This window comes from Bartonella machadoae, from assembly GCF_022559585.1.
In the GTDB taxonomy this organism is placed as follows: domain Bacteria; phylum Pseudomonadota; class Alphaproteobacteria; order Rhizobiales; family Rhizobiaceae; genus Bartonella; species Bartonella machadoae.
Genome location: NZ_CP087114.1, coordinates 2106078 through 2128026, shown reverse-complemented (window position 1 = coordinate 2128026; position 21949 = coordinate 2106078). Strand labels below are relative to the sequence as shown.

At 37.6% G+C, this 21949-nt stretch carries 19 protein-coding genes and 4 pseudogenes; 15 read left to right on the top strand and 8 right to left on the bottom strand.

What is annotated here, in order from left to right; genetic code table 11:
* Positions 1-236 precede the first annotated feature (236 nt).
* The 8 genes from LNM86_RS09985 (at position 237) to LNM86_RS09950 (ending at position 10111) form a co-directional block, all read left to right on the top strand.
* Positions 237-878 carry a recombinase family protein gene (locus LNM86_RS09985; protein ID WP_241437553.1) on the top strand — a complete coding sequence of 214 codons (642 nt, stop codon included), beginning with the start codon at positions 237-239 and terminating at the stop codon, positions 876-878.
* Between the two features lie 60 nt (positions 879-938).
* Positions 939-1244 carry a hypothetical protein gene (locus LNM86_RS09980; RefSeq protein WP_241437552.1) on the top strand — a complete coding sequence of 102 codons (306 nt, stop codon included), beginning with the start codon at positions 939-941 and terminating at the stop codon, positions 1242-1244.
* A gap of 85 nt (positions 1245-1329) precedes the next feature.
* Positions 1330-1782 (top strand): hypothetical protein, encoded by a 453-nt coding sequence (locus LNM86_RS09975; RefSeq protein WP_241437551.1) that lies wholly within the window; start codon positions 1330-1332, stop codon positions 1780-1782.
* 806 nt (positions 1783-2588) lie between these two features.
* Positions 2589-7553, top strand: a complete 4965-nt coding sequence (locus tag LNM86_RS09970; RefSeq protein ID WP_241437550.1) for a DEAD/DEAH box helicase — start codon at positions 2589-2591, stop codon at positions 7551-7553.
* A gap of 613 nt (positions 7554-8166) precedes the next feature.
* Positions 8167-8853 (top strand): hypothetical protein, encoded by a 687-nt coding sequence (locus LNM86_RS09965; RefSeq protein WP_241437549.1) that lies wholly within the window; start codon positions 8167-8169, stop codon positions 8851-8853.
* A gap of 128 nt (positions 8854-8981) precedes the next feature.
* Complete coding sequence (locus LNM86_RS09960; RefSeq protein ID WP_241437548.1) at positions 8982-9332, top strand: type II toxin-antitoxin system RelE/ParE family toxin; 351 nt, start codon at positions 8982-8984, stop codon at positions 9330-9332.
* A gap of 2 nt (positions 9333-9334) precedes the next feature.
* On the top strand, positions 9335-9655 hold the full coding sequence (locus tag LNM86_RS09955) for a helix-turn-helix domain-containing protein (RefSeq protein WP_241437547.1): 321 nt from the start codon (positions 9335-9337) through the stop codon (positions 9653-9655).
* Between the two features lie 219 nt (positions 9656-9874).
* Positions 9875-10111: a hypothetical protein gene (locus LNM86_RS09950; protein ID WP_241437546.1), complete on the top strand. Its 237-nt coding sequence runs from the start codon at positions 9875-9877 to the stop codon at positions 10109-10111.
* Positions 10112-10464: 353 nt separating this feature from the next.
* Here the strand turns inward: LNM86_RS09950 and traG are convergent, their stop codons facing one another.
* Genes traG through LNM86_RS09935 form a run of 3 tightly spaced genes read right to left on the bottom strand, consistent with a single transcriptional unit; the run spans position 10465 to position 12867 of the window.
* Positions 10465-12381: a Ti-type conjugative transfer system protein TraG gene (gene traG, locus LNM86_RS09945; protein ID WP_241437545.1), complete on the bottom strand. Its 1917-nt coding sequence runs from the start codon at positions 12379-12381 to the stop codon at positions 10465-10467.
* Positions 12378-12584, bottom strand: a complete 207-nt coding sequence (locus tag LNM86_RS09940; protein WP_241437544.1) for a conjugal transfer protein TraD — start codon at positions 12582-12584, stop codon at positions 12378-12380. The genes traG and LNM86_RS09940 overlap by 4 nt, the downstream gene beginning before the upstream one ends.
* Positions 12585-12636: 52 nt before the next feature.
* Entirely contained in the window at positions 12637-12867 is a 231-nt protein-coding gene (locus LNM86_RS09935) for a TraC family protein (RefSeq protein WP_241437543.1), read from the bottom strand.
* A 207-nt stretch (positions 12868-13074) separates the two neighbouring features.
* Here LNM86_RS09935 and traA point away from each other — a divergent pair, with 207 nt between their 5' ends.
* From traA to LNM86_RS13005, 7 genes are all read left to right on the top strand, one after another.
* Positions 13075-16773 carry a Ti-type conjugative transfer relaxase TraA gene (gene traA, locus LNM86_RS09930; RefSeq protein ID WP_241437542.1) on the top strand — a complete coding sequence of 1233 codons (3699 nt, stop codon included), beginning with the start codon at positions 13075-13077 and terminating at the stop codon, positions 16771-16773.
* A 203-nt stretch (positions 16774-16976) separates the two neighbouring features.
* Positions 16977-17291, top strand: coding sequence for a helix-turn-helix domain-containing protein (locus LNM86_RS09925; protein WP_241437541.1), 315 nt, complete (start codon positions 16977-16979; stop codon positions 17289-17291).
* 12 nt (positions 17292-17303) lie between these two features.
* Entirely contained in the window at positions 17304-17492 is a 189-nt protein-coding gene (locus LNM86_RS09920) for an antitoxin VbhA family protein (RefSeq protein ID WP_241437540.1), read from the top strand.
* Complete coding sequence (locus tag LNM86_RS09915; protein ID WP_241437539.1) at positions 17479-18231, top strand: Fic/DOC family protein; 753 nt, start codon at positions 17479-17481, stop codon at positions 18229-18231. Before LNM86_RS09920 ends, LNM86_RS09915 begins: the two co-directional genes overlap by 14 nt.
* A gap of 88 nt (positions 18232-18319) precedes the next feature.
* Complete coding sequence (locus LNM86_RS09910; RefSeq protein ID WP_241437538.1) at positions 18320-18994, top strand: BID domain-containing protein; 675 nt, start codon at positions 18320-18322, stop codon at positions 18992-18994.
* Positions 18995-19070: 76 nt separating this feature from the next.
* The gene (locus tag LNM86_RS09905) at positions 19071-19370 is read left to right on the top strand and encodes a type II toxin-antitoxin system RelB/DinJ family antitoxin (RefSeq protein ID WP_241437537.1); all 300 of its coding nucleotides are present in this window, start codon (positions 19071-19073) and stop codon (positions 19368-19370) included.
* A 167-nt stretch (positions 19371-19537) separates the two neighbouring features.
* Positions 19538-19612, top strand: a complete 75-nt coding sequence (locus LNM86_RS13005) for a type II toxin-antitoxin system RelE/ParE family toxin (protein ID WP_241438983.1) — start codon at positions 19538-19540, stop codon at positions 19610-19612.
* 12 nt (positions 19613-19624) lie between these two features.
* On the opposite strand, the pseudogene LNM86_RS09895 reads toward LNM86_RS13005, so the two are convergent.
* The 5 genes and pseudogenes from LNM86_RS09895 to virB11 form a co-directional block, all read right to left on the bottom strand.
* Positions 19625-19888, bottom strand: a pseudogene (locus tag LNM86_RS09895) (P-type DNA transfer ATPase VirB11); the annotation flags it as partial.
* A gap of 52 nt (positions 19889-19940) precedes the next feature.
* Positions 19941-20204, bottom strand: a pseudogene (locus tag LNM86_RS09890) (P-type DNA transfer ATPase VirB11); the annotation flags it as partial.
* Between the two features lie 52 nt (positions 20205-20256).
* Positions 20257-20520 (bottom strand): annotated as a pseudogene (locus LNM86_RS09885) (P-type DNA transfer ATPase VirB11); the annotation flags it as partial.
* Positions 20521-20572: 52 nt separating this feature from the next.
* Positions 20573-20835, bottom strand: a pseudogene (locus tag LNM86_RS09880) (P-type DNA transfer ATPase VirB11); the annotation flags it as partial.
* Positions 20836-20887: 52 nt separating this feature from the next.
* Positions 20888-21940, bottom strand: coding sequence for a P-type DNA transfer ATPase VirB11 (virB11, locus tag LNM86_RS09875; RefSeq protein ID WP_241437536.1), 1053 nt, complete (start codon positions 21938-21940; stop codon positions 20888-20890).
* Between the last annotated feature and the right edge of the window lie 9 nt (positions 21941-21949).

Here is a 21949-nt window from a genome sequence, read left to right as displayed (position 1 = left end):
CTATTGATCGTTGCGTCTACGATCAAAGTTACTCTCTTACCAATAAAGTAATTTTAGAAAATTGCAATAAAATTTGCAACAAACCTTCTTGGAGTATCAAATATTATAATATTTGATACTCCTCAAAAGCATCATAAAGCAGTATCATAAATCATATTTTTGTATTATGATACTTCGTGTGTATCAAAATCAATTTATGATACTCATTTTTATCAAAATCAATTTATGAGACTAAAATGACATTGCTTGGATATGCTAGAGTTTCAACCCAACAGCAAAAGTTAACCCTTCAGATTAACGCGCTTAAAGATGCTGGTGTCCGTGAAGACCGTATTTTTACTGATATGATAACTGGTTCAACAGATAAACGTGAGGGATTACAGCGTTTATTAGGGCGTGCGGAAAAAGATGATATTATTATCTGTACAAAAATGGATAGATTAGGACGAAATACTGCCGATATGGTCCGCATTATTGATGATTGTTATAAAAAGGGTATTATCTTTCGTTTCCTAGAAAACAATTTTAGTACTGAAGGAGCAATAGGGAAAATGCTTATTCAGATTTTAGCAGCAGTAGCGGAAGCAGAACGTGCGCGTATTTTAGAGCGTACGATGGAAGGTCGAGTTGCTGCAATAAAAGCAGGTGTAAGATTTGGACGAAAACCTCATCCTAAAACAGAGATAGCATTATCGTTGATTAAGAATGGGTTTCCTTTAAAAGTTGTTCAAAAAAAAACAGGGATTTCTCGAATAACTTATTTTAGACTTAAAAGACAAATAAATGGAATAAAATCAATTAAAGCCATCAGACAACCTGTTTTTCTAGAGGATAAATATCAAACAGATATTGAAGATTTTATAGAAAAATTATCATGATGTTTGGTTGTTCATTTTTTCTTTTTAGATTAATTTATCCAGTATAAAGAGGTGTTTATTATGGAAAAGAAATTACCAAAAAGTTATATGACTGATGCTGAACGTGAGGAATTACGAGCAGGTGGTTTATCTCAAAATAGCATCTATATTTCTGAGGCAGAGGCAGCATCCAAGGCTAATGATAAAAAAACAACGTGGGAATGGTTAGCAATGGCTGAACATTCCGCACATTCTCTTTTATATCTTAGAAAGAGCCGTGGTGCACAGTTTATTCGTGATATGGGATTTTCTACAAAGAGTGCCGATGAAGAGTATGGTCCAGGTTGGTTAGAAAAAGGTGTTATGATAGGAGGACAGCATTTCTGAGTTGGAAGAATTTTTTTTGGTAAGGAATGCATATAAGAAAGATATAGAGGAAACGTTCTTATCCAAAAGGTTACATGATGTGCAGATGAGTTTTTGCGCTAATTTACGCAATCTTGGTCGCTGCAGTGATTTGCCATTACTTCTTGATACGGAGCGTGGTTTTGTTGATGATGATTTGTTACGCTATGCTAATAGTAAGGGAATGATTAATAGTCTTAAAACAGCATTGACTGAAATTGATGTTATTAAAGATCACCTAGAACTTGTCTCTAATCCTGAAAAATATGATGCGATTAATAGGGGGCACCGTCTATTAAAGCACAGAAAAAATGGTCTACCTTATGATGAGGCGAGAAAAGCAATGGCATCTCATTATACACGATTAGAAAATCTCGATAAAGCGGGTTTAACATTGGCTGAAAAGGCAATTATTAGTGTTAGAAAAGACAATATGAATGCGATGCGCAAGATTTATGAAAAGATGCAAGCTAAAGCTATCGGTATAGATCTTTCATGCGACAAAGATCATTCTTTTTGAGAAGCAAAAAAGAATAAATCCGACGTTTTTATTTTCCCTATTATGAGAGATTATCCACTTCTCTAGCTTTCTGGAAAGAAAGACTACCTTGAATATTGTTCTTTTTCCGAAATAGTAAATACATATTTATTATTTACGTATAAAATACGTAATAAATATTCAATAAAGTAGCAAGACAATATTCCACAACGAGCCTTATCAGGTAAAACTTGACCACAATCCACTTCGTGTCATGATGGACAACTCTCGTTATGGAAAATTGTTGTTTTTTATTACGCTTACTTGTTCGTATAGATTGGTCACTACAGCGCTATATGGGGAGCGCGTTCCCTTCTCTATACGTCACTTCGTTACGCTTTTATCATGAGAGGCTTTCCGCCTCTCAAACTCTCAGGAACGCTCTCCAAAATCATGACACCAGACCCGCGTTTTATGAGGGGACTAACAATCCTTGGTTCTTATGGTCAAGGAAACCCTTACAGGGCGCCTATCGGCGTCCTTGACAAAGAACCATAACGGCTTGTTTTGTCCCTCTCACGCGGCTCCGGAATCATGATTAAAACAAAGAGCTTTTACTACTAAGGCAAATACGAATGGTTAAAAATGTGAAGTCATAAAAATTCTCAATTTAAACTCTTGATAGATAAACAAAAGCGGATTGTAATTTTTTTAAAGCAATTGTTATGACTTAAGATCATTTTGGTTTATTGAGTACTCGATATTTGTTCTAAATGTATTTATGAAACGCCATTACGATTCTTACGATGTTAATGAGTCAATGTCATAAGTAATGGAGTTGCTCTATAATGCCTCAAACCCTCAATTCTGATAATAAACAATCCTCTTTACGCTCTCTCTTACAGTCTTATCGTAATAAAGCACAATCGCCCCGTGAATTAGGAACTCTTTTCGAAAACCTTGTCATGGCTTATTTGACCCATGACCCGCTGCAATGCCAAGAATACGAAAAGGTTCAAACCTATTGCGATTGGGCTAAAGAGCGTGGGGAAGATGGTCGTGATATTGGAATTGATTTGGTTGCTAAAATCCGTGATCAGGAAAGCTATGCTGCCATCCAATGCAAATGCTATGACGCCTCTTATTGCATTAAAAAAGAAGATATTGATAGCTTTATTGCTGCCTCTGGAAAAAAGATCTTCTCCCGTCGCATTCTTATTGACAGCACTGAAAGTGATTGGAGTGATAATGCTTCTCATACCTGTGAAGGACAAGAAATCCGCATTCAACAGATTAATCTGTTTGATCTCGAAAAAAGCCAAATCGATTGGAGTGTTTTTGAAGAAAAAGGAGATGTTGTCCTTAAAGAGCAAAAGAAGAAAAAGCTTTTAGATCATCAGAAAGAAGCGCTTAAAGATGTCTGTGAGGGTTTACAAGAAGCAGATCGTGGCAAGCTGATTATGGCTTGTGGAACAGGTAAAACTTTCACCAGTCTTAAGATAGCAGAAACTCTTGCTGGTCAAGGTAAGCGGGTTTTATTTCTGGTCCCTTCTCTTGCTCTTATGTCACAAACCATCAGAGAATGGACACTCGATACAGGGATACCCTTGCGTTCCTTTGCGGTGTGTTCTGATACACAAGTTGGAAAGCGGCGTAAAAACCAAGAGGATACTGCTGATTTTAACGCATCCGATCTTATCCTACCTGCTACAACAGATGCAAAAGAGCTTGCTAGCAAAGCCAATAAAACTTCTCCTGATGTGATGACTGTGGTGTTTTCGACTTATCATTCTATCCAAGTGATATCCGATGCGCAAAGGAAATATGATTTACCTGAATTTGATCTGATCATCTGTGATGAAGCCCATAGAACCACTGGCACATCATTAGGGATAGACAATGAATCTGAGTTTATCAAGGTTCATGATAACAGCATTGTTCAGGGCAAAAAACGCCTCTACATGACAGCAACTCCAAAGATCTTTGCTGATAACCAGAAAAGACAAGCCAATGAGGTTAATGCCGTGCTGGCTTCTATGGATGATGAAGATTTCTATGGAAAAACCCTTTACACTTATACCTTTTCAAAAGCCGTCAAGAATGAATTGTTAGCACCTTATAAGATTATTGTCTTGGGTGTGAATGAAGAAGTCGTGGCTCAATCAACGCAACATCTTATGACTGATGACAATTATGAACTCCCTCTTGATGATGAAACCAAGCTGATAGGTTGTTACCAAGCTCTTAGTAAAATCGATCTGAAAGTTGATCTTGGGGATGACCCTCATCCCATGCGCCGTGCTTTGGCTTTTTGTAAAGATATTGAAACCTCTCAACACATCTGTAGAGTATTCAATTCTAAAAAACTTCAGAACAAATTGCGTGCTCTTTATGAGAACCGTAAAGAGACACCTCCTCTTGATTGTACCTTCGACCATATTAATGGGTCTTTTAGTGCAAAACGACGCAATGAACTCCTAGATTGGCTTAAAGAAGATGCGGGGGACAATACTTGCCGTGTGTTAACCAATGTTCGTTGTCTTTCTGAAGGTGTGGATGTCCCTGCTCTTGATGCGGTGATGTTTTTACACCCGCGCAAAAGCCAAGTGGATGTCATACAAGCAGTGGGGCGTGTTATGCGCCGTGCTCCCAATAAGAAAAGAGGCTATATCATTTTACCGGTTGGCGTTCCTGCGGGAATTTCTGCTGAACAGGCTTTAAAATACAATAAGAGATACAAAGTTGTCTGGCAAGTAATCAATGCTTTGCTTGCTCATGATGAGAATTTTGAGATAACCCTGAACCAAATGATTTTAGGGCAAGATGTAAGTCATACCCTAGAGATCCTTGCCTTAGACAGTATGACTGCGGTTGAAGATCAACGTTTATTCCCTGAAAAATCAGAACACATGGGACTGGAAATTGAAAAACCAGCCTATAAACTTTCTAAGAGCGATACAGAAGAAAAAAATTATTCCTTTTGTTTTGAATTTCCCCATGCCCTTAGAACACTTCTTGCTAAGAAATTTGCTATTACCGATTATTGGGGTAATTGGGCTGGCAATGTTGCTGAGATTGCGCAAAATCACATTACCCGCCTGCAAAATATGCTTGCTGATGAGACAAGCGAAGCACGCCGTGCGTTTGATGCATTTCACGAAGAATTAAAAAACAACTTAAACAGTGATATCAAGCAAGAGGAAGCGATTGAGATGCTTGCACAGCATCTTGTGACGCGTCCTGTTTTTGAAGCTTTGTTTGATGGCAATCAATTTGTTCAGAATAATGCCATCTCACAAGCGATGGAAAAGATCTTAAAGGAATTAGACAAGACCAATATTGAAGAAGCGTCGAAGGACCTTAAAGAGTTCTATGAAAGTGTTAAGTTACGTGCCTCTGGGATTACCACCCCGCATGCAAGACAAAACCTCATCATTACTCTTTATGAAAGTTTTTTTGCTAAGGCTTTTAAAAGAACCACGGATAAGCTTGGGATTGTTTATACCCCCGTTGAGGTTGTCGATTTTATTATTCGCTCTGTTGATGATGTTTTACAAAAAGAATTTGGCAAGAGCTTGGGTTCACGAGGTGTTTCTATTCTTGACCCCTTTACGGGAACAGGTACCTTCATCACAAGGCTTTTGCAATCCAATCTGATAAAACCAGAAGATATGGAATATAAATTCTGTCATGATATCCATGCCAATGAGATTGTTCTTTTAGCTTATTACATAGCAGCGATTAATATTGAATCAACCTATCATAGTCTTATGAAGGGAGATTATATTCCCTTTAAGCATATTGGTTTAACCGATACGTTTCAGATGCTTGAAGAGAAAAATCTGCTGCAAAAATTGTTTAAAGAAAACAGTGAATATTTGGAACTTCAGAAAAATCTAAATATTGAAGTGATTTTTGGTAACCCTCCTTATTCTATTGGACAGAAAAGCGAAAATGATAACGCAAAAAACACTCCTTATCCACTCTTAGATGACCGCATTCGTGAAACCTATGCTGCTCAATCAAAAGCAACGAGTATGCAAGCTTTGTATGATAGCTATATCCGTGCTATTCGCTGGGCTAGTGACCGTATAAAAGACCGTGGTGTTATTGGTTTTGTCACAAATGCCGGTTTTATAGATGTAAATTCTATGACAGGTTTACGTAAATGTCTGGTTGAAGAATTTAGCAGCCTTTATATTTTCCATTTACGGGGGAATGCGCGAACTTCTGGAGAACAACGTAAGAAAGAAAGTGGTGGAATTTTTGGAGAAGGCTCTCGAGCTCCCATTGCCATCTCTATTCTCGTAAAAAATCCAGAATCCAAACAGCATGGTAAAATATATTTCCGTGATATTGGAGATTATCTCACGAGGCAAGAAAAGCTTACGATAATCGAGTCCCTTAATAGTATTGATGGCATTACACGGAGCAAACAAGGTTGGCAAATCATTACACCAGACACACATGGCGATTGGATAAATCAACGTGATGACAGTTTTAAAGCATTTTTAGCTATAGGTGTTAAGAAAGGTCATGGTAAAAAACTCTTTGAAAATTTTTCTTGTGGTCTACAAACTAATCGTGATGCATGGGTATATAACTCAAGCCGTGAATCTTTAGCAAAAAATATGAAGAATATGATTGCTTTTTATAATAACGAAATAAAACGTTTTAATGACACATATCCACATGCTGACTATAAAACACGTGCAAAGGCTGTAGACAATTTTGTTAACATTGATACGACAAAAATCTGTTGGAGTAGTAGTCTGAAAGAAGAGTTTGTAAGAGGCAAATGTTCTGAATTTAAAAATGATTGCATAATTCAAAGTCTTTATCGTCCATTTATACAGCAATGGCTTTACTATAGTCGTATTTTTAACCATAGAGTTTCCCAAATGCCGCTTATATTTCCAATGGGAAAAGCCGTTGATAATAGAGTGATTCAAGTTACAGGCGTAGGAGCACGAAGTGGTTTTTCTGTTTTGATGAATAAAAATTTACCTGATTTGAATATGATAGATGGCGGTAGCCAATGCTTTCCATTGTACCTTTACGAAGATGCTGTTTCTTCAAAAGATAAAAACAAAAAACAAACTCATTTATTTACAAATTCTACAGAAGAAAACAAAACCTCTGGTTTACAACGTCGTGATGCCATCACTGATGGGGGATTAGCACATTTTAAAGCTGCTTATCCTAATGAGGAAATCACTAAAGATGATATCTTCTATTATGTTTACGGTCTCTTGCATTCAGAAGATTATCGCACTCGCTATGCTGATAATCTCTCTAAAGAACTCCCTCGCATCCCTTGCGTAAAGAGCGCTGAGGATTTCTGGGCATTTGTTAATGCGGGTCGTGAATTAGGTAATTTGCACGTCAATTATGAAACGGTGGACCCTTATCCTGTGACCTTTAAAAAAGGCAATCCAAAACTTACAGATATCAAGAACCCCGAAAAGTTTTATTACGTTACAGAAATGAAATTCGCAAAAATCAAAAATAGTAAGGAAAAGGATAAAACCACTGTTTTTTATAACAGTAATATCACGATAACAGATATACCCAAGGAAGCTTATGAGTATATCGTGAATGGTAAATCTGCTCTTGAATGGGTTATGGGGCGTCAATGTGTAAAAACTGATAAAAAGAGTGGCATTGTTAATGATGCCAATCGCTATGCACTTGAGACCATTGGCAACCCTGCTTATCCATTGGAATTGTTCCAAAGGGTTATTACGGTAAGTTTAGAAACAATGAAGATTGTTAAAAGCCTTCCAAATCTAGAATTAAGAGAAACTGAATAGATTTGAAGTATGCCCTGTGAAGGGCATGTTCCTGAGAGGCTTTCCGCCTCTCAAACTCTAAGGAACGCTCTCCAAAATCATGACACCAGACCCGCGTTTTATGAGGGGACTAACAATCCTTGGTTCTTATGGTCAAGGAAACCCTTACAGGGCGCCTACCGGCGTCCTTGACAAAGAACCCTAACGGCTTGTTTTGTCCCTCTCACGCGGCTCCGGAATCATGATTAAAACGAAGAGCTTGGAAGGGCACTTAAAGAGAAAAAAACTGAGAAAATAATAAGGTATTTTATGATATAAATATTTGAAAATATTATAAAAAATATCAAAAAAAGAGTAAAAAACAATTGACAATAAATACGTATTTTGCTATATAAATATTCAAGTGGTCAAAACACTTAACGATAAGCGGATAGATTACGAAACAATCTTTCCCATGTTTTAAAAAACTGACTGTCTTTTATGTTCTAAAGACATATAATGATTTTGTCGGGTGTGGTTACACCATACAATACCCTTTATGGGAAAAGTGTAGCAACGGACTTATCGCCGTGTTTTGAGCACCCGGCTTCTTTATAAGGAGTCAATTCAAAACTACGATAAGAAAGAAATTCCAATGAAAAAATATGAATTTACAGAAGAAACCAGAAAAATTGAAGGTGTCACACTTTATCGCATTCGTGCCTTAAGAGATTTTGGAAATGTTAAGGCTGGAGATCTTGGTGGTTTTATTGAAAAAGAAGAAAATCTCTCTCATGAAGGAAATTGCTGGGTTGCTGGTAATGCATTGGTTTTAGGTGAGGGGCGTGTTTATGACAATGCACAAGTTTGTGATAATGCCGCTATAGCTGGTCATGTTTATGGGAATGCTTATGTATGTGATAAAACCCGTGTTTATATTCACGGTAGAGTTTATGACAATGCTCATGTTTCGAATAAAGCGTGGGTTTTCAATGATGCCCATGTTTATGGAAATGCAAAAGTCTTAGGTTCTGCTCGTATTAAGCCAAAAGCACAAGTTTGTGATAATGCCGTTGTATGCGGAGCAGCAAAAATTCATGGTTCTGTTTATGGTAATGCTAGTGTAGGAGGTTATATTAAAGTCTACGGTTCTGTTTATGGCAATGCACAAGTGACTGGTTATCACACCATTAGAGGTTTGGTGCATGGCAATGCAATCTTAAAAAGAAAAGGTTATTCATATCACAAACAAAACTACCGCTATATATATGGGATTCCTAAGGATTGTGAAATTTATGAAGGCGATACAGTTGTAAAGATTGTTGAAAATGAAGCAGCATAAATGACAGGCGCAGGGGGGGGCGCCTGCTTTATTGTTATAGTTATCATTAAAAGAAGTGTTAAGCAATAAAGAATCCTAGAATTAAAATAAACACTTGCAATTATACCTATATAGGTATATATATAATTATGAATAAAATGAAACGTATCATATGGCTTGGATCATCACTCAAAGACATAAAAAGTCTCCCTGATGTTATTCAACAAAGTATTGGTTATGCTCTTTATCTTGCGCAGAATGGAAAGAGAGGAGAAAACGTCAAGGTTCTTAAAGGATTTGGATCTGCAAATGTTTTAGAAATTATTGAACGTGATATACAAGGCACTTATCGTGCTGTTTACACAATACGATACGAAAAGGCTATTTATGTGTTGCATTGTTTTCAGAAGAAATCGACCCATGGCATTGCAACACCAAAACCAGATATCAATCTTATTAAAGAGCGTCTTAAATTAGCAGAACAATTAGAAAGGAGTTAGGGATGACTAGTGTTTTTCACGGTACTTACAATGTTTACGCAGATCTTGGTTTTCCAGATTCTAGAGAAATGCTTCTTAAAGCACAGCTTGCTTGCAAAATTAGTCAAATTCTTAAAGAAAAGAACTTAACTCAAAAACAAGCTAGTCAACTTTTAAAAATGACACAACCTAAATTGTCTAGGCTTTTAAATGGAGAATTCCGTGGGATCAGTGAGATGAAAATGCTTGAGTGTCTAACTAAATTAGGAAATGATATCAAAATTGTTGTTAGTTCTGAAAAAGTTAAAACACCAGAAGGACATCTTGAAGTTGTTTTTGCGTAAAGCATTTAAAGCTAGTACCAAACGGTACTCACACCGGCTATTTCAAGTCTAATAGCGATATGGGAGGGGGGAATGGACACTCTGTCTACTAACAAATTAGATACAAAAAAACAAAATCCAGTTTCCAAACATCCAATTCTAATAACACTCATGCGGAGAGTATTGTCTATAATACGCAAAATATTGAAAATATGCCTCTTTTTTCTTTTCCTTTTTCTTTTGCTTATTCGTAAACCGGTTATTGTTTTGACAGAGTTTTTAGCAGGGGGGAGTTTATTAGTGTTATTCATTCTTTTTACTGGATATGTATCTGGTGCAGCGCCATGGGAACATCAAACAGCAATGGTCATTGGTTATATCGTCATAATGTTTCTCAGTTTAGCAGTTAATTGGGGATATGATGCGCTCCTATTACGGTTAGCTCCTCCTAATTATGATCTTATGCTTTTTAAGTAATGCGCATAATAATGAGGAAGAAATGAGAACGATTAATGTTCTTCATAAGAGTTCCAATGTTTACGCAGTTCTCAGTTTTTTCCCTTTGATTGCCCTTCCAAGCTCTTTGTTTTAATCATGATTTCGGAGCCGCGTGAGAGGGACAAAACAAGCCGTTAGGGTTCTTTGTCAAGGACGCCGGTAGGCGCCCTGTAAGGGTTTCCTTGACCATAAGAACCTAGGATTGTTAGTCCCCTCATAAAACGCGGGTCTGGTGTCATGATTTTGGAGAGCGTTCCTCAGAGTTTGAGAGGCGGAAAGCCTCTCATTAAATTGATGTATGGACGCACGAAGTGCGTTCCATTTAGAAGACATTATGATTTCGGAGCAAATCTATTTTTCTTAGCAAAGGCTGTTAAGTCTTTTCGTCTAAAATAGATAGAGCGTCCACAACGAATAGGGGGATGTCCTTGTACGAGGATGATCTGCTCGTCTTTGCGCATTTCTTGTGTTATTTCATGGGGGTAGATTAAGGGTCTTTGCTGGAAATTAAGGCTTTCTGTTCCTTTTGCGCCTAATGTTCCTAGAGTTTTGCTTGACCCTTGTACTTCAATAGTCATTTTTCCACATGCTTTAGAAATGTTTTCAGCCGTTTTAATATCTTTGATTGCGGCATAGCTTACAAAAGCGCAACTTTCGAACCATGCCATAGCACCAGAAGGACCAAAGTGTCTTTCGATTTGCCCTACCGATTGGTAAAAGAGCATAAGAGATATTCCATATTTCCGTCCTCTATCGCGCGCCTCTTCTAAGATGTTCATATATCCTAAGAGATCGATTTCATCTAAAACGAACAGCACTCTTTTTTCATAGTTACCATTTGCGGCTTCCATAGCTTTGAGAAACGAGCCAACAAGGATACGACCAACCCCTGGATAAGATTTCAGAATTTTTGATGGTATATTTAAAAAGATATCGATATTCCCTTTTGTAATATCGTCTGTTTTAAAATCATTTCCACTTATGAGGTTTGCATAGTTAGAAAGCGAGAGCCATTGTGTATCTTTTGAAGCGGTAGCATAGACACCAGAGAAAGTTTGTTCAGCCATGTTTGTAAAGACACCGAGCGTTTCACGAATGAAGAGAGAGGGTGATGAATTTTGTAAAGAACGCAATTTTCCAATCACGGATGGTTCTGGCTCTGATACGAGAGTGCGAAGCGTTTTTAAGTTTTTTTCCTCTAATTCATACTCATCAGAAAAGACGATATGGGCAAGGAGTCCCGTTAGCAAATTATGCGCATGGGATGTAAAGAATTGATCAGTTGATGTTGATTTATGGTTTTCAGAGAGGAGGAGTCTTGCGATTTCCACGAGACCTGCTTCTCTTTCATAAAGGGGTATCTTTTCATCTAAGAGCCAATCTAAAGGATTAAAAGTTTTTGTTGATGTGCCATGCGGGTCGAGAATGTATACAGCATTTTCATTTGATTTATGTCTTGTTTCTGTAACGATTGGTGCGATTTCAGTTGAAGGGTCGAATACGACGAGAGGACCGGTATATTTAAGGCAAGTAGGAATAACATTGCTGGTTGTTTTATAACCACCAGAACCAGCAAAGAAGAGCATGTGCGTTGAATCAAAATCGAGTTTGTATGTTAATAAAGGTTGGCGACCACCTTTTCCCCATGTTGTTTTATCTTTGGGGTTAAAAGCGACATCTTTGATAACATCCTCATCAACTCTGTATCGTTCCCCTATGATTATTTCCCCATCGCTTGGAAAGATTTCTTCCAGTTTTTTCATATTCATCCATTGAGCACCCCCGAAGATCATTTTTTTTGAACTTTTTAGTGGAGAAGCCTTTGCTAATGATAGTTTCATTGTGAAACCAAGAATAACGAACCCAATGAAAGAACCACTCAAAACCATTCCATCGAAAAAAGGAAAAACATCCCCCCAAGTCATGTTGTTTTGTCCAACATATGGACTTAATCTGATGTATTCATTAGCACTGTAATATGTTGCGAAAAGACTGAAGATAATTATGGATGAAAGAGTGATATTTTTTCTGATGTGTCTTTTTTGTAATAAGACGAAAGTAGAGCAAGATAGAGCAATAAGGACTAGAACATCAAGAGGTTTTGAACGTACAAACCAATAAGCATCATCCGTTGTACCATTTTCTGTAATTTCGTTGATTGTTATATTGACAAGGAAAGCTACAATTATTGAAAAGATCAGAGGGCATATTAAAAGTATGATTTGTTTTTTGCTTAATTGGTTTATCATTTTCCCACCCGCATATCAGTAAAAGCTTGATTGCCTATTTTTTCAAATTCTTGATACTCTTTTGAGTTTGGATTGAGTTTTGATGCTTTGATTAAACATCCTAGGATGAAAGATTTATTAGCATCTCTCAGACCTGCTTTTATGACAAGTCCGCCTAAAATAATTTTTTCACGAGCATCTTTACGTCTTATTTCATCTTGCAAGAATCTTCCCCTTTTTTCTACACGCCGTAATGATTTTATAGAATTCCCAAGATTATTTAGCTTTGTCTTTTTCTTTTTGAAATCGAGACTTAATCTCCTCGAAAATATTTTTCCATTCTTCGTTTGTAATATTCAATTCTGTTAATCCAGTTTCTGCTGCTATTAATGCAATTTTTTCACCCTCTTGTTTTTTTACAGCTTTAATTTTTTCAAGAAGTTTTTTACTTTTTTCTTCAAGAGCTTTTTTTTCTTCTAAAAGTTTTTCTAAAGATTTACGCGCCATTTCACACCTTTACTTTCATTAAGCTTTTCACGTCTGTTAACAGAAAAAAACTAAAATAACAATACTTAATAGTGCGCATTTTATGCGCTCCTGAAAAGGTCTTTTTTAAAAGATTTTTGAAGGCGCAATTATACGTTTGTTTTCACAAACGTTTTTTGTTATAGTTTATTTTGATAAAATAAACGCAAATTTTGGTAATCTTGTCTTATGGCAATAGCACATCTACAAGCTAAAATTATTGGTTCTGGAAAATCAGCAATTTCTGCTGCTGCTTATCGTCATAGAACGAAGATGTTTGATGAATTGCAAGGTTCTCATACGCATAAGTATGATAAAGATAAAGACCTTGTATATTCAGAAATGAATATTCCAGAAGATGCACCAGAGTGGATTACACAACAACTTAGTTATCTCAATAGGAATGATAAAAAGAGTGAATGGTTGTGGAATACTATACAAAACAATGAGCGCGTAAATGGTCAGTTGGCAAGAGAAATCGTTATAGCATTGCCATTAGAGTTATCGCGAGATCAAAATATTTCTCTTGTACGAGAATTCATAAATACAAACTTTTCATCACGGGGTCTTATTTCTGATTGGGTATATCATGACAAGGAGGGAAATCCCCATGTACATATCATGCATACTTTACGACCTGTTGTAGAAAATGGTTTTGGTTCCAAGAAAATAGCAGTTTTAAATAAAGATGGAACAGTGAAAAAGTCTCTCGTTACTATTCGTGATAAGAAAGGAAATGCGATAAGAAAAGAAGAACGAATAGTTTACGAAAATGTTATAGGTCATAAGGATGCATTGAAGGATTTGCGCAACTCATGGGGTGCGCTTGCAACAAAATATCTTGCACTTTCTGGTCATGATATAAAATTAGATATGCGTTCCTATAAAGAGCGTGGTTTATCCATAGAACCAAGCATTCATTTAGGTCAATCTGCGCATGCAATGAGTAAAAAAGGTCTTGTGAGCAATGCTGTTCAAGCCAATGAAAGGAGAAGACGAAGATCTGTAGAAAAAATCAAAAAAAATCCTAATGAAATATTGAAGTTGATTGCATTTGAGAAATCGACATTTAATCGTGGTGATCTTGCTAAGATTGTTAATAGATATGTTGATAATGCGAACGACTTTAATGATATTATGGTGCGTTTAGAGCAAAGCGATAACCTTATTAAAATTAAAGATGATTTGCGTCCTCATAAGGTCATTTACGCAACAAAAGAAATTTTAAAAACTGAATATGATATGGAGCGGAGTGTTGTTTCTTTGTCTCAAACGACGGGGCATGGTGTTCGTTCTAAAAAAGTTTTAGCGGCGATAAGCTCTGTTGAAAATAAAGATCGTAAGCATTCATTTAAATTTTCAGAAGAGCAAGTATTAGCGGTTCAACATATCACGGATGATAAAGCCATTGCAGCGGTCGTTGGTTATGCTGGTGCTGGAAAATCTACGCTTCTTGAAGCAGCAAATGTTGCTTGGAAAAATGATGGTAAACGCGTATTTGGTGCGGCTCTTGCTGGTAAAGCTGCGGAGGGGCTTGAAAAGTCTTCAGGAATAAAAAGTAGAACTCTTGCTGCTTGGGAATTGGCGTGGAAAAACAAGAAAGATAACTTACGGGTTGGTGATGTTTTTGTCATTGATGAAGCTGGTATGGTTTCATCAAAACAGCTTTCACATTTTGTCCAAGAAGTTGAGAAAGCAGGCGCTAAAGTTGTACTTGTTGGTGATCATATGCAATTGCAACCGATAGAAGCAGGAGCGGCTTTTCGTGCTGTTGTCGATAATATTGGTTATGTTGAACTTTCTGGTATTAGAAGGCAAAAAGAAGAATGGGGTCAGGAGGCATCCCGTCAATTTGCGCGTGGTCAAGTGAAAGAGGCTTTAGATAGTTACAAAGAGAGAGGATTTATTCACGAGACTAAAACACACAGGCAAGCCATAAATACTCTTGTTGAAGATTGGATGGCTACGCGGAGGAAAATAGAGAAAAAATCCGTAGAAGAAGGAAAACCCTTAAAGGGTGATGAATTGCTTATTCTTGCACATACGAATGCAGCTGTTAAAAAATTGAATGAAGAAATCAGAACCGTTCTCAAAAATTCTCATTTTTTAAAATCAGAGGATGTCGCAAAAGCGGTGAATTTTGATACTCTGAGAGGACAACGCGAATTTGTTGTCAATGACCGAATTATTTTCCTTGAAAATGCAAAGTTTGAAGAAAGATATGCGCAGAAACTAGGAGAACAAAAAGTTAAAAACGGTATGTTGGGTACTGTTTTGTCTACGCACAGTAAAACAGGGAAACCGCTTTTAAGAGTGCGTCTTGACTCTGGTCAAGAGGTTGTTTTTTCCAATAAAACTTACCAAAATGTTGATCATGGATATGCGGCTACTGTTCATAAAAGTCAGGGTGTGACGGTTGATAATGTTTTTGTTCTTGCTTCGCCTTCTATGGATCAACATCTTTCTTATGTTGCTTTGTCTCGACATAGGGAGCAGTCACGTCTTTATGTTGCCGCAGAAGATTTTAAAAATGTTCGTTTGCATGAACACAAGCAAGTTAAGGGCACACTAAAGGGTGAACTTGTTGAGACAGGGTACACTTCTTTTAATGAAAATGTAAAAACCAAAACACCTTATGCCGATATAGCAACGCATCGTGGAATTGAACGTGTTTATGGTATGAATCTTCCCTCTGCTATAGATGGAGCACGTATAGAGCTTGGTGATAAGATTTCTCTTCGCCAAGAGAAAGAGACTGTTGTTGTTAACGATAAAAGAATAAAACAAAACATTTTTCATGTTGATTTAATAGAGCGCGGAGACCCCTCTCTTGTTGATGGTATCAAACAATCTGATCGTGCAAGTACTTATGAGAAATTGGTAGCAGCACTTTCACGCTCTGGTGTTAAAACAACAACGCTTGATTTTGCGGAGTCTCCTGATTATCGGGATTACATTGCACAATTTACAAAAAATAGAGGGATTGATGTTTCTAGAAATGTTGGGGAGAAGATCTCTTCTTACCTTGAGACGAATAAAGAATGGTTGCAAAAACAAAAAGAAAAGATTGAAACGCTTTGGGATAGAGCAAAGACAGCTTTTGGCAGACTTCAAAAAGAAAAACTCAAGGTTGAGCAATCACAGAGCGTTTCAAAAACACCAAAACAAGCACCCTATCTTGCTGCTTATATTGATACTTCCAATCTAGAACAGAAGGTGCAAAATGCTGTTAGAAAGGAAAAATCTTATATTGATACTTTTAAAGTATTAAATGATCGTCTGAAAGCTGTTTACAAAGACCCTCAAGCTGCTGCTCTTAAGATTGAACGAACGATTTTAGCAGGAAAGGGGGATAAATTGCCTGATCTTTTAAAGAAAGACCCTGCTAGAGCTGGTGAATTGCGTGGTTCAGATCGCCTCATAGATCGTTTTAAAACAGCAGGGAAAGAACGTAAAGAGGCGCTTTGCAATGCTTCCTTTGTCATTTCTACACTTAGAGAACTTCAATCCTTTTATAAAAATTCCTATGAACACAAGCAAGATAAATTGACCCGTGAGCGTGAACAATTGAAGGTTGAAGTGCCGTCTCTTTCAAAGGATAGTGTGCGTTATATGAAGGATGTTGCGGCTGGTCGTGAGACTTATTTGAATATACCAGAGCCTATTAATAAAGAATTTTTGCATCTCCAAAATGCTTTAGATAAACGCTTTGGACAGGATGCCATTCATAAACGGGACTTTGATTTATCGAAAGCAATATCGCGACAACCTCATGATAAGAAGCTTGTGAACGAGCTTCAAACAGCAGTTAAGTTTCTTCAACAGAAACAGATACAAGAACAAAACAATGCGATAGCGCGGACAAGGTCAAAAAATGTTGTGCGGTAATTATATGTAAAGCATGTTTTTGCTTGACAATGCTACGGGTGTTCCGTATAAAAGAGTATATGCAAATGATTGTTTAAACAGCGGTGGATAGGGGATTATTACTCGTTTAGAGGTCAAGATATTCCGGTTTTTTGTTATTTCAAGGAAATGGAACAAAGGGAAAAAGAGCCGCATTTTGAAAGGGGAAAGCGAAGGAAAAAATAATGGACAAAGCGAATAAAGCAGGGGTGTTTCTCTCACAAAATTCCAGAGAAGTTCTTTCTTATACGAAAGGTAAAAATCATATTGTAAAGTTCGAAATCCATATTCCTGAAAAGGTTGATATAAAGAAAATTAGAAAAAATATTGGTTTGTCACAGACACAATTTGCGGCACGGTTTGGTTTTTCTGTAGGTCGTATTCGTGATTGGGAACAGGGTCGATATTCTATCGATAAGCCTTCTCGACTTTTGCTTTGCGTCATTGAAAACGAACCAGAAGCTATAAATCGCGCTTTGAAAAAGGCTTTATTGACATAAGGAGATTTTGAAATGTTGAGTGAAGAGGAAATTAAGCAACGTCGCTTTGCTGCTAAAAATGCATTAGCAAATCAACGTTTAGAGGGTTTGGAGCCAGATCCACAGGTCGTTGCACAGATGGAACGGGTTATTATTGGAGAACTTGAAACAAGTGATGTAATCAAAGATCTTATGGAGCGTGTAAAACGTGGTGAAGTATGAGAATAAAAATGATCCTTATACTGATCCTGAAACTGGTGTGATGTATAATCGGCTTGGTATTAAAGACCAAGCCACTCTAAGGAGTGTGGAATCTTCTTTTGCTTATATAAGGTCTTATGAACTTGATAGCACTCCTATTAAGGGTAAGTTTGATCTCAATCACATGAAAGAGATTCATAAAAAGCTGTTTGGTGACGTCTATGAATGGGCAGGAGAAATCCGTTCAATAGATATTAGCAAAGGGGGAAGTCTGTTTGCTTATCATCATAAGATTGAAAGTTATGCACCGAAGATTACACAGCAGCTTGCCAAAGAACAATATCTAGGGGGGCTTGATGCGGATGAATTCAGCCAGAGAGCTGGATATTATATGGGTGAAATAAATGCGTTGCATCCGTTTCGAGAGGGGAATGGACGTACTCAGCGTGAATTTATTGGTCAACTTGCTCGTGAAGCTGGTTATAATATTCATTGGGAGGGGGTTAAACGAGAGGAAATGACAAAAGCCTCCATTGAGGCACTTTATGGCAGTTCTGAATTACTGTCTGGGCTTATTCGTAAGAGCCTTACTGAATTTACAAAAAATAAAAATGTTGACGTTTCGAAAGGTCTAGGAGAGAAAATTTCCTCTTACATTGAGACGAATAAAGAATTATCGCAGAAACAAAAAGAAAAGATTGAAACGCTTTTGGATAAAGTAAAGCCAAATGTTGGCAATCTTCAAAAAAAAAGAACCTAAAGTTGAGCAATCCCAGAGCGTTCCAAAAACACCAAAACAAGCACCCTATCTTGCTGCTTATACCGATACTTCTAATCTAGAATAGAAGGTGCAAAATGCTGTTAGAAAGGAAAAATCTTATATTGATACTTTTAAAGTATTAAATGATCGTCTGAAAGCTGTTTACAAAGATCCTCAAGCTGCTGCTGTTAAGATTGAACAAACGATTTTTGCGGATAAGGGGGATAAATTGCCTGATATTTTGGATAAAGACCCTGCTAGAGCTGGTGATTTGCGTGGTTCAGATCGCCTCATAGATCGCTTTAAAACAGTAGGGAAAGAACGTAAAGAGGCGCTTTGCAATGTTCCCTTTGTCATTTCTACACTTAGAGAACTTCAATCCTTTTATAAAAATTCCTATGAACAAAATAAAGATCAATTTACCCGTGAGCGTGAACAATTGAAGGTTGAAGTGCCATCTCTTTCAAAGGATAGTGTGCGTTATATGAAGGATGTTGCGGCTGGTCGTGAGACTTATTTGAATATACCAGAGCCTCTTAATAAAGAATTTTTGCATCTCCCAAATGCTTTAGATAAACGCTTTGGACAGGATGCTTTAGATAAACGGGACTTTGACTTATCAAAAGCAATCCCAGCAAAGCAACCTCATGATAAAAAGCTTGTGCGTGAGTTTCAGAGGGCGGTTGAGTTTTTGCAACAGAGACATGTGGAAGAGCAAAACAGTGCGATAGTACAGGTAAGGTTAAAAGGTATTGTGCGGTAAAGAAATTTCAAACATTCAAAACTTGTTGTTGTTCAAATGAGCTCTGTATAAGAAGTTAACTAAAGGAGATTTATTATTGAGTGTCGCAGTAGATTCAAAAGAGGTCATTCGAGTACGTATCGATAAGAATTTGAAAAAAGAAACCCATGAAATATTAGCGACTCTAGGGGTTACGGTGTTTGATTTTATACGGATTGCTTTAACTAAAGTTATCAATGAAAGGGGATTGCCGTTTGATATGTATGTTCTAATGCGGAAACGCTTGAGACTTTTGAAAAAACTGATCGGGGCGAAGATGTTTTTTATGCAAAAGATGTGGAGGATTTGTTTAAGCAATGGGGGATTTCATTATGCGTTCGGTAAGCTATTCTGGTAAATTTAACAAGGATAGAAAAAAGCAGAAAAGCGTGGAAAGAATATGCAGAAATGAACGGAGATTATGCAATTTTTAACCGATAACAAACATTGCCGGCTGTATTAAATGATTATGCATTATAAGGAAATTGGCAGCCACGCCGTGATCTTTATATAAAACCAGATTGGTTGTTCATTTACATTGTTAATGATGATCGTGTCTATTTTGATCGAACAGGGATGTATGCGGATTTATTTCAGTGACTTGGTTTGTTTTTAGAAAGCGTCTCGGCGTTTGAAAGGATCGTAGTAGATTTCTGTTACGCGAAATTTTTCTTCAAGGCGTTTGCATTGGATGATGACGTCAATCATAGAAATTAATAAGCCGCGGATATCATCACGTGCTAAACTAGAACCGCCATCACTTTCTTTGACAAGGAGAGGCATTTGTTCAAAGGCGGCAAGTGCTGTTGATGCGTGAACAGTGGTGATGGAACTGGGGTGACCGGAATTGACAGTGCGGATATAGTAAAAAGCTGTCATTTTTGGAACAGGGACGTATGCGGATTTATTTTAGTGACTTGGTTTGTTTTTAGAAAGCGTCTCGGCGTTTGAAAGGATCGTAGTAGATTTCTGTTACGCGAAATTTTTCTTCAAGGCGTTTGCATTGGATGATGACGTCAATCATAGAAATTAATAAGCCGCGGATATCATCACGTGCTAAACTAGAGCCGCCATCACTTTCTTTGACAAGGAGAGGTATTTGTTCAAAGGCGGCAAGTGCTGTTGATGCGTGAACAGTGGTGATGGAACCGGGGTGACCGGAATTGACAGTGCGGATATAGTAAAAAGCTGTCATTTTTGGAACAGGGATGTATGCGGATTTATTTCAATGACTTGGTTTGTTTTTAGAAAGCGTCTCGGCGTTTGAAAGGATCGTAGTAGATTTCTATTACGCGAAATTTTTCTTCAAGGTGTTTGCATTGAATGATGACATCAATCATAGAAATTAATAAGCCGCGGATATCATCACGTGCTAAACTAGAGCCGCCATCACTTTCTTTGACAAGGAGAGGTATTTGTTCAAAGGCGGCAAGTGCTGTTGATGCGTGAACAGTGGTGATGGAATCGGGGTGACCGGAATTGACAGTGCGGATATAGTAAAAAGCTGTCATTTTTGGAACAGGGACGTATGCGGATTTATTTTAGTGACTTGGTTTGTTTTTAGAAAGCGTCTCGGCGTTTGAAAGGATCGTAGTAGATTTCTGTTACGCGAAATTTTCCTTCAAGGCGTTTGCATTGGATGATGACGTCAATCATAGAAATTAATAAGCCGCGGATATCATCACGTGCTAAACTAGAACCGCCATCACTTTCTTTGACAAGGAGGGGCATTTGTTCAAAGGCGGCAAGTGCTGTTGATGCGTGAACAGTGTGATGGAACTGGGGTGACCGGAATTGACAGTGCGGATATAGTAAAAAGCTGTCATTTTTGGAACAGGGGCGTATGCGGATTTATTTCAGTGACTTGGTTTGTTTTTAGAAAGCGTCTCGGCGTTTGAAAGGGTCGTAATAGATTTCTGTTACGCGAAATTTTCCTTCAAGGCGTTTGCATTGAATGATGACGTCAATCATAGAAATTAATAAGCCGCGGATATCATCACGTGCTAAACTAGAACCGCCATCACTTTCTTTGACAAGGAGGGTCATTTGTTCAAAGGCAGAAAGTGCTGTTGATGCGTGAACAGTGGTGATGGAACCGGGGTGACCGGAATTGACATTGCGGATATAGTAAAAAGCTGTACCATCTCGGAGCTCTTGTAAGAGGATTCTATCGGGGCGCATGCGTAATCCCGATTCAAGGAGTTCTTTTGCCCCTGCTTTTGCTAGCCCTTGATTGTCTTTTGAATAAAAGAGTTGTACTTTGTTTGAATGCGGAACGACAAGCTCTGGAGTATCCTCAATGGTGAGAATGCGTTCATATTCGGGAATTTTTGCAATTAAAGCTTTAGAGAGTGTTGTTTTACCCGAACCGGTTTTTCCAGATATCAAAATATTTTGTTGGGTGATAACAGCTTTTTCTAAAAAATTACAGAAATCTTTGGCAATAAAGAGGTCTGTTAGTTCTTTATCTGTATGAGAAAGTTCGTTTATACGCTCTGACATTTGTTTGATGGGTGTAAAACTCACATTTCCTGTGACGGCAAATAGATTGTTTTCGTGTAAACTTTCAAGAGAAAAAGTGCGTGATGAGGGTTTGCGAATTGTCATGCTGATGGTATTGGTTGCGACGGCAGGGGGCATGACAATTTGTATGCGTTCATTATTGGGGAGTGTGGCGGAGAGAACTGGGTTTTCTACACTGATTTTCTGGGTTGTGTAGGCAGCAACAACTTTTGCAATCCCTTCTAGTTCGCTGTAGGTTAGTTCTTTTAGGGTATGGGTTTGCCAACCATTGGAGCTTTCAACGATAACTTCGCCAGGGCGATTGATGACAATTTCAAATAAATTGTCGTCATTTAGATATTTCTCTAATATTTTTAATTTTGTTAGAACGATAGAAGCGCGTTCTGAATTTTTTGCTGTTGCCATAATTTGTTT

What these genes read in the sequence shown, in the direction of transcription:
- LNM86_RS09985 (WP_241437553.1), top strand. Translation starts at nt 237, where the DNA reads ATGACATTGCTTGGATATGCTAGAGTTTCAACCCAACAGCAAAAGTTA.
- LNM86_RS09980 (WP_241437552.1), top strand. Translation starts at nt 939, where the DNA reads ATGGAAAAGAAATTACCAAAAAGTTATATGACTGATGCTGAACGTGAG.
- LNM86_RS09975 (WP_241437551.1), top strand. Translation starts at nt 1,330, where the DNA reads ATGAGTTTTTGCGCTAATTTACGCAATCTTGGTCGCTGCAGTGATTTG.
- LNM86_RS09970 (WP_241437550.1), top strand. Translation starts at nt 2,589, where the DNA reads ATGCCTCAAACCCTCAATTCTGATAATAAACAATCCTCTTTACGCTCT.
- LNM86_RS09965 (WP_241437549.1), top strand. Translation starts at nt 8,167, where the DNA reads ATGAAAAAATATGAATTTACAGAAGAAACCAGAAAAATTGAAGGTGTC.
- LNM86_RS09960 (WP_241437548.1), top strand. Translation starts at nt 8,982, where the DNA reads ATGAATAAAATGAAACGTATCATATGGCTTGGATCATCACTCAAAGAC.
- LNM86_RS09955 (WP_241437547.1), top strand. Translation starts at nt 9,335, where the DNA reads ATGACTAGTGTTTTTCACGGTACTTACAATGTTTACGCAGATCTTGGT.
- traG (WP_241437545.1), bottom strand. Translation starts at nt 12,381, where the DNA reads ATGATAAACCAATTAAGCAAAAAACAAATCATACTTTTAATATGCCCT.
- LNM86_RS09935 (WP_241437543.1), bottom strand. Translation starts at nt 12,867, where the DNA reads ATGGCGCGTAAATCTTTAGAAAAACTTTTAGAAGAAAAAAAAGCTCTT.
- traA (WP_241437542.1), top strand. Translation starts at nt 13,075, where the DNA reads ATGGCAATAGCACATCTACAAGCTAAAATTATTGGTTCTGGAAAATCA.
- LNM86_RS09925 (WP_241437541.1), top strand. Translation starts at nt 16,977, where the DNA reads ATGGACAAAGCGAATAAAGCAGGGGTGTTTCTCTCACAAAATTCCAGA.
- LNM86_RS09920 (WP_241437540.1), top strand. Translation starts at nt 17,304, where the DNA reads ATGTTGAGTGAAGAGGAAATTAAGCAACGTCGCTTTGCTGCTAAAAAT.
- virB11 (WP_241437536.1), bottom strand. Translation starts at nt 21,940, where the DNA reads ATGGCAACAGCAAAAAATTCAGAACGCGCTTCTATCGTTCTAACAAAA.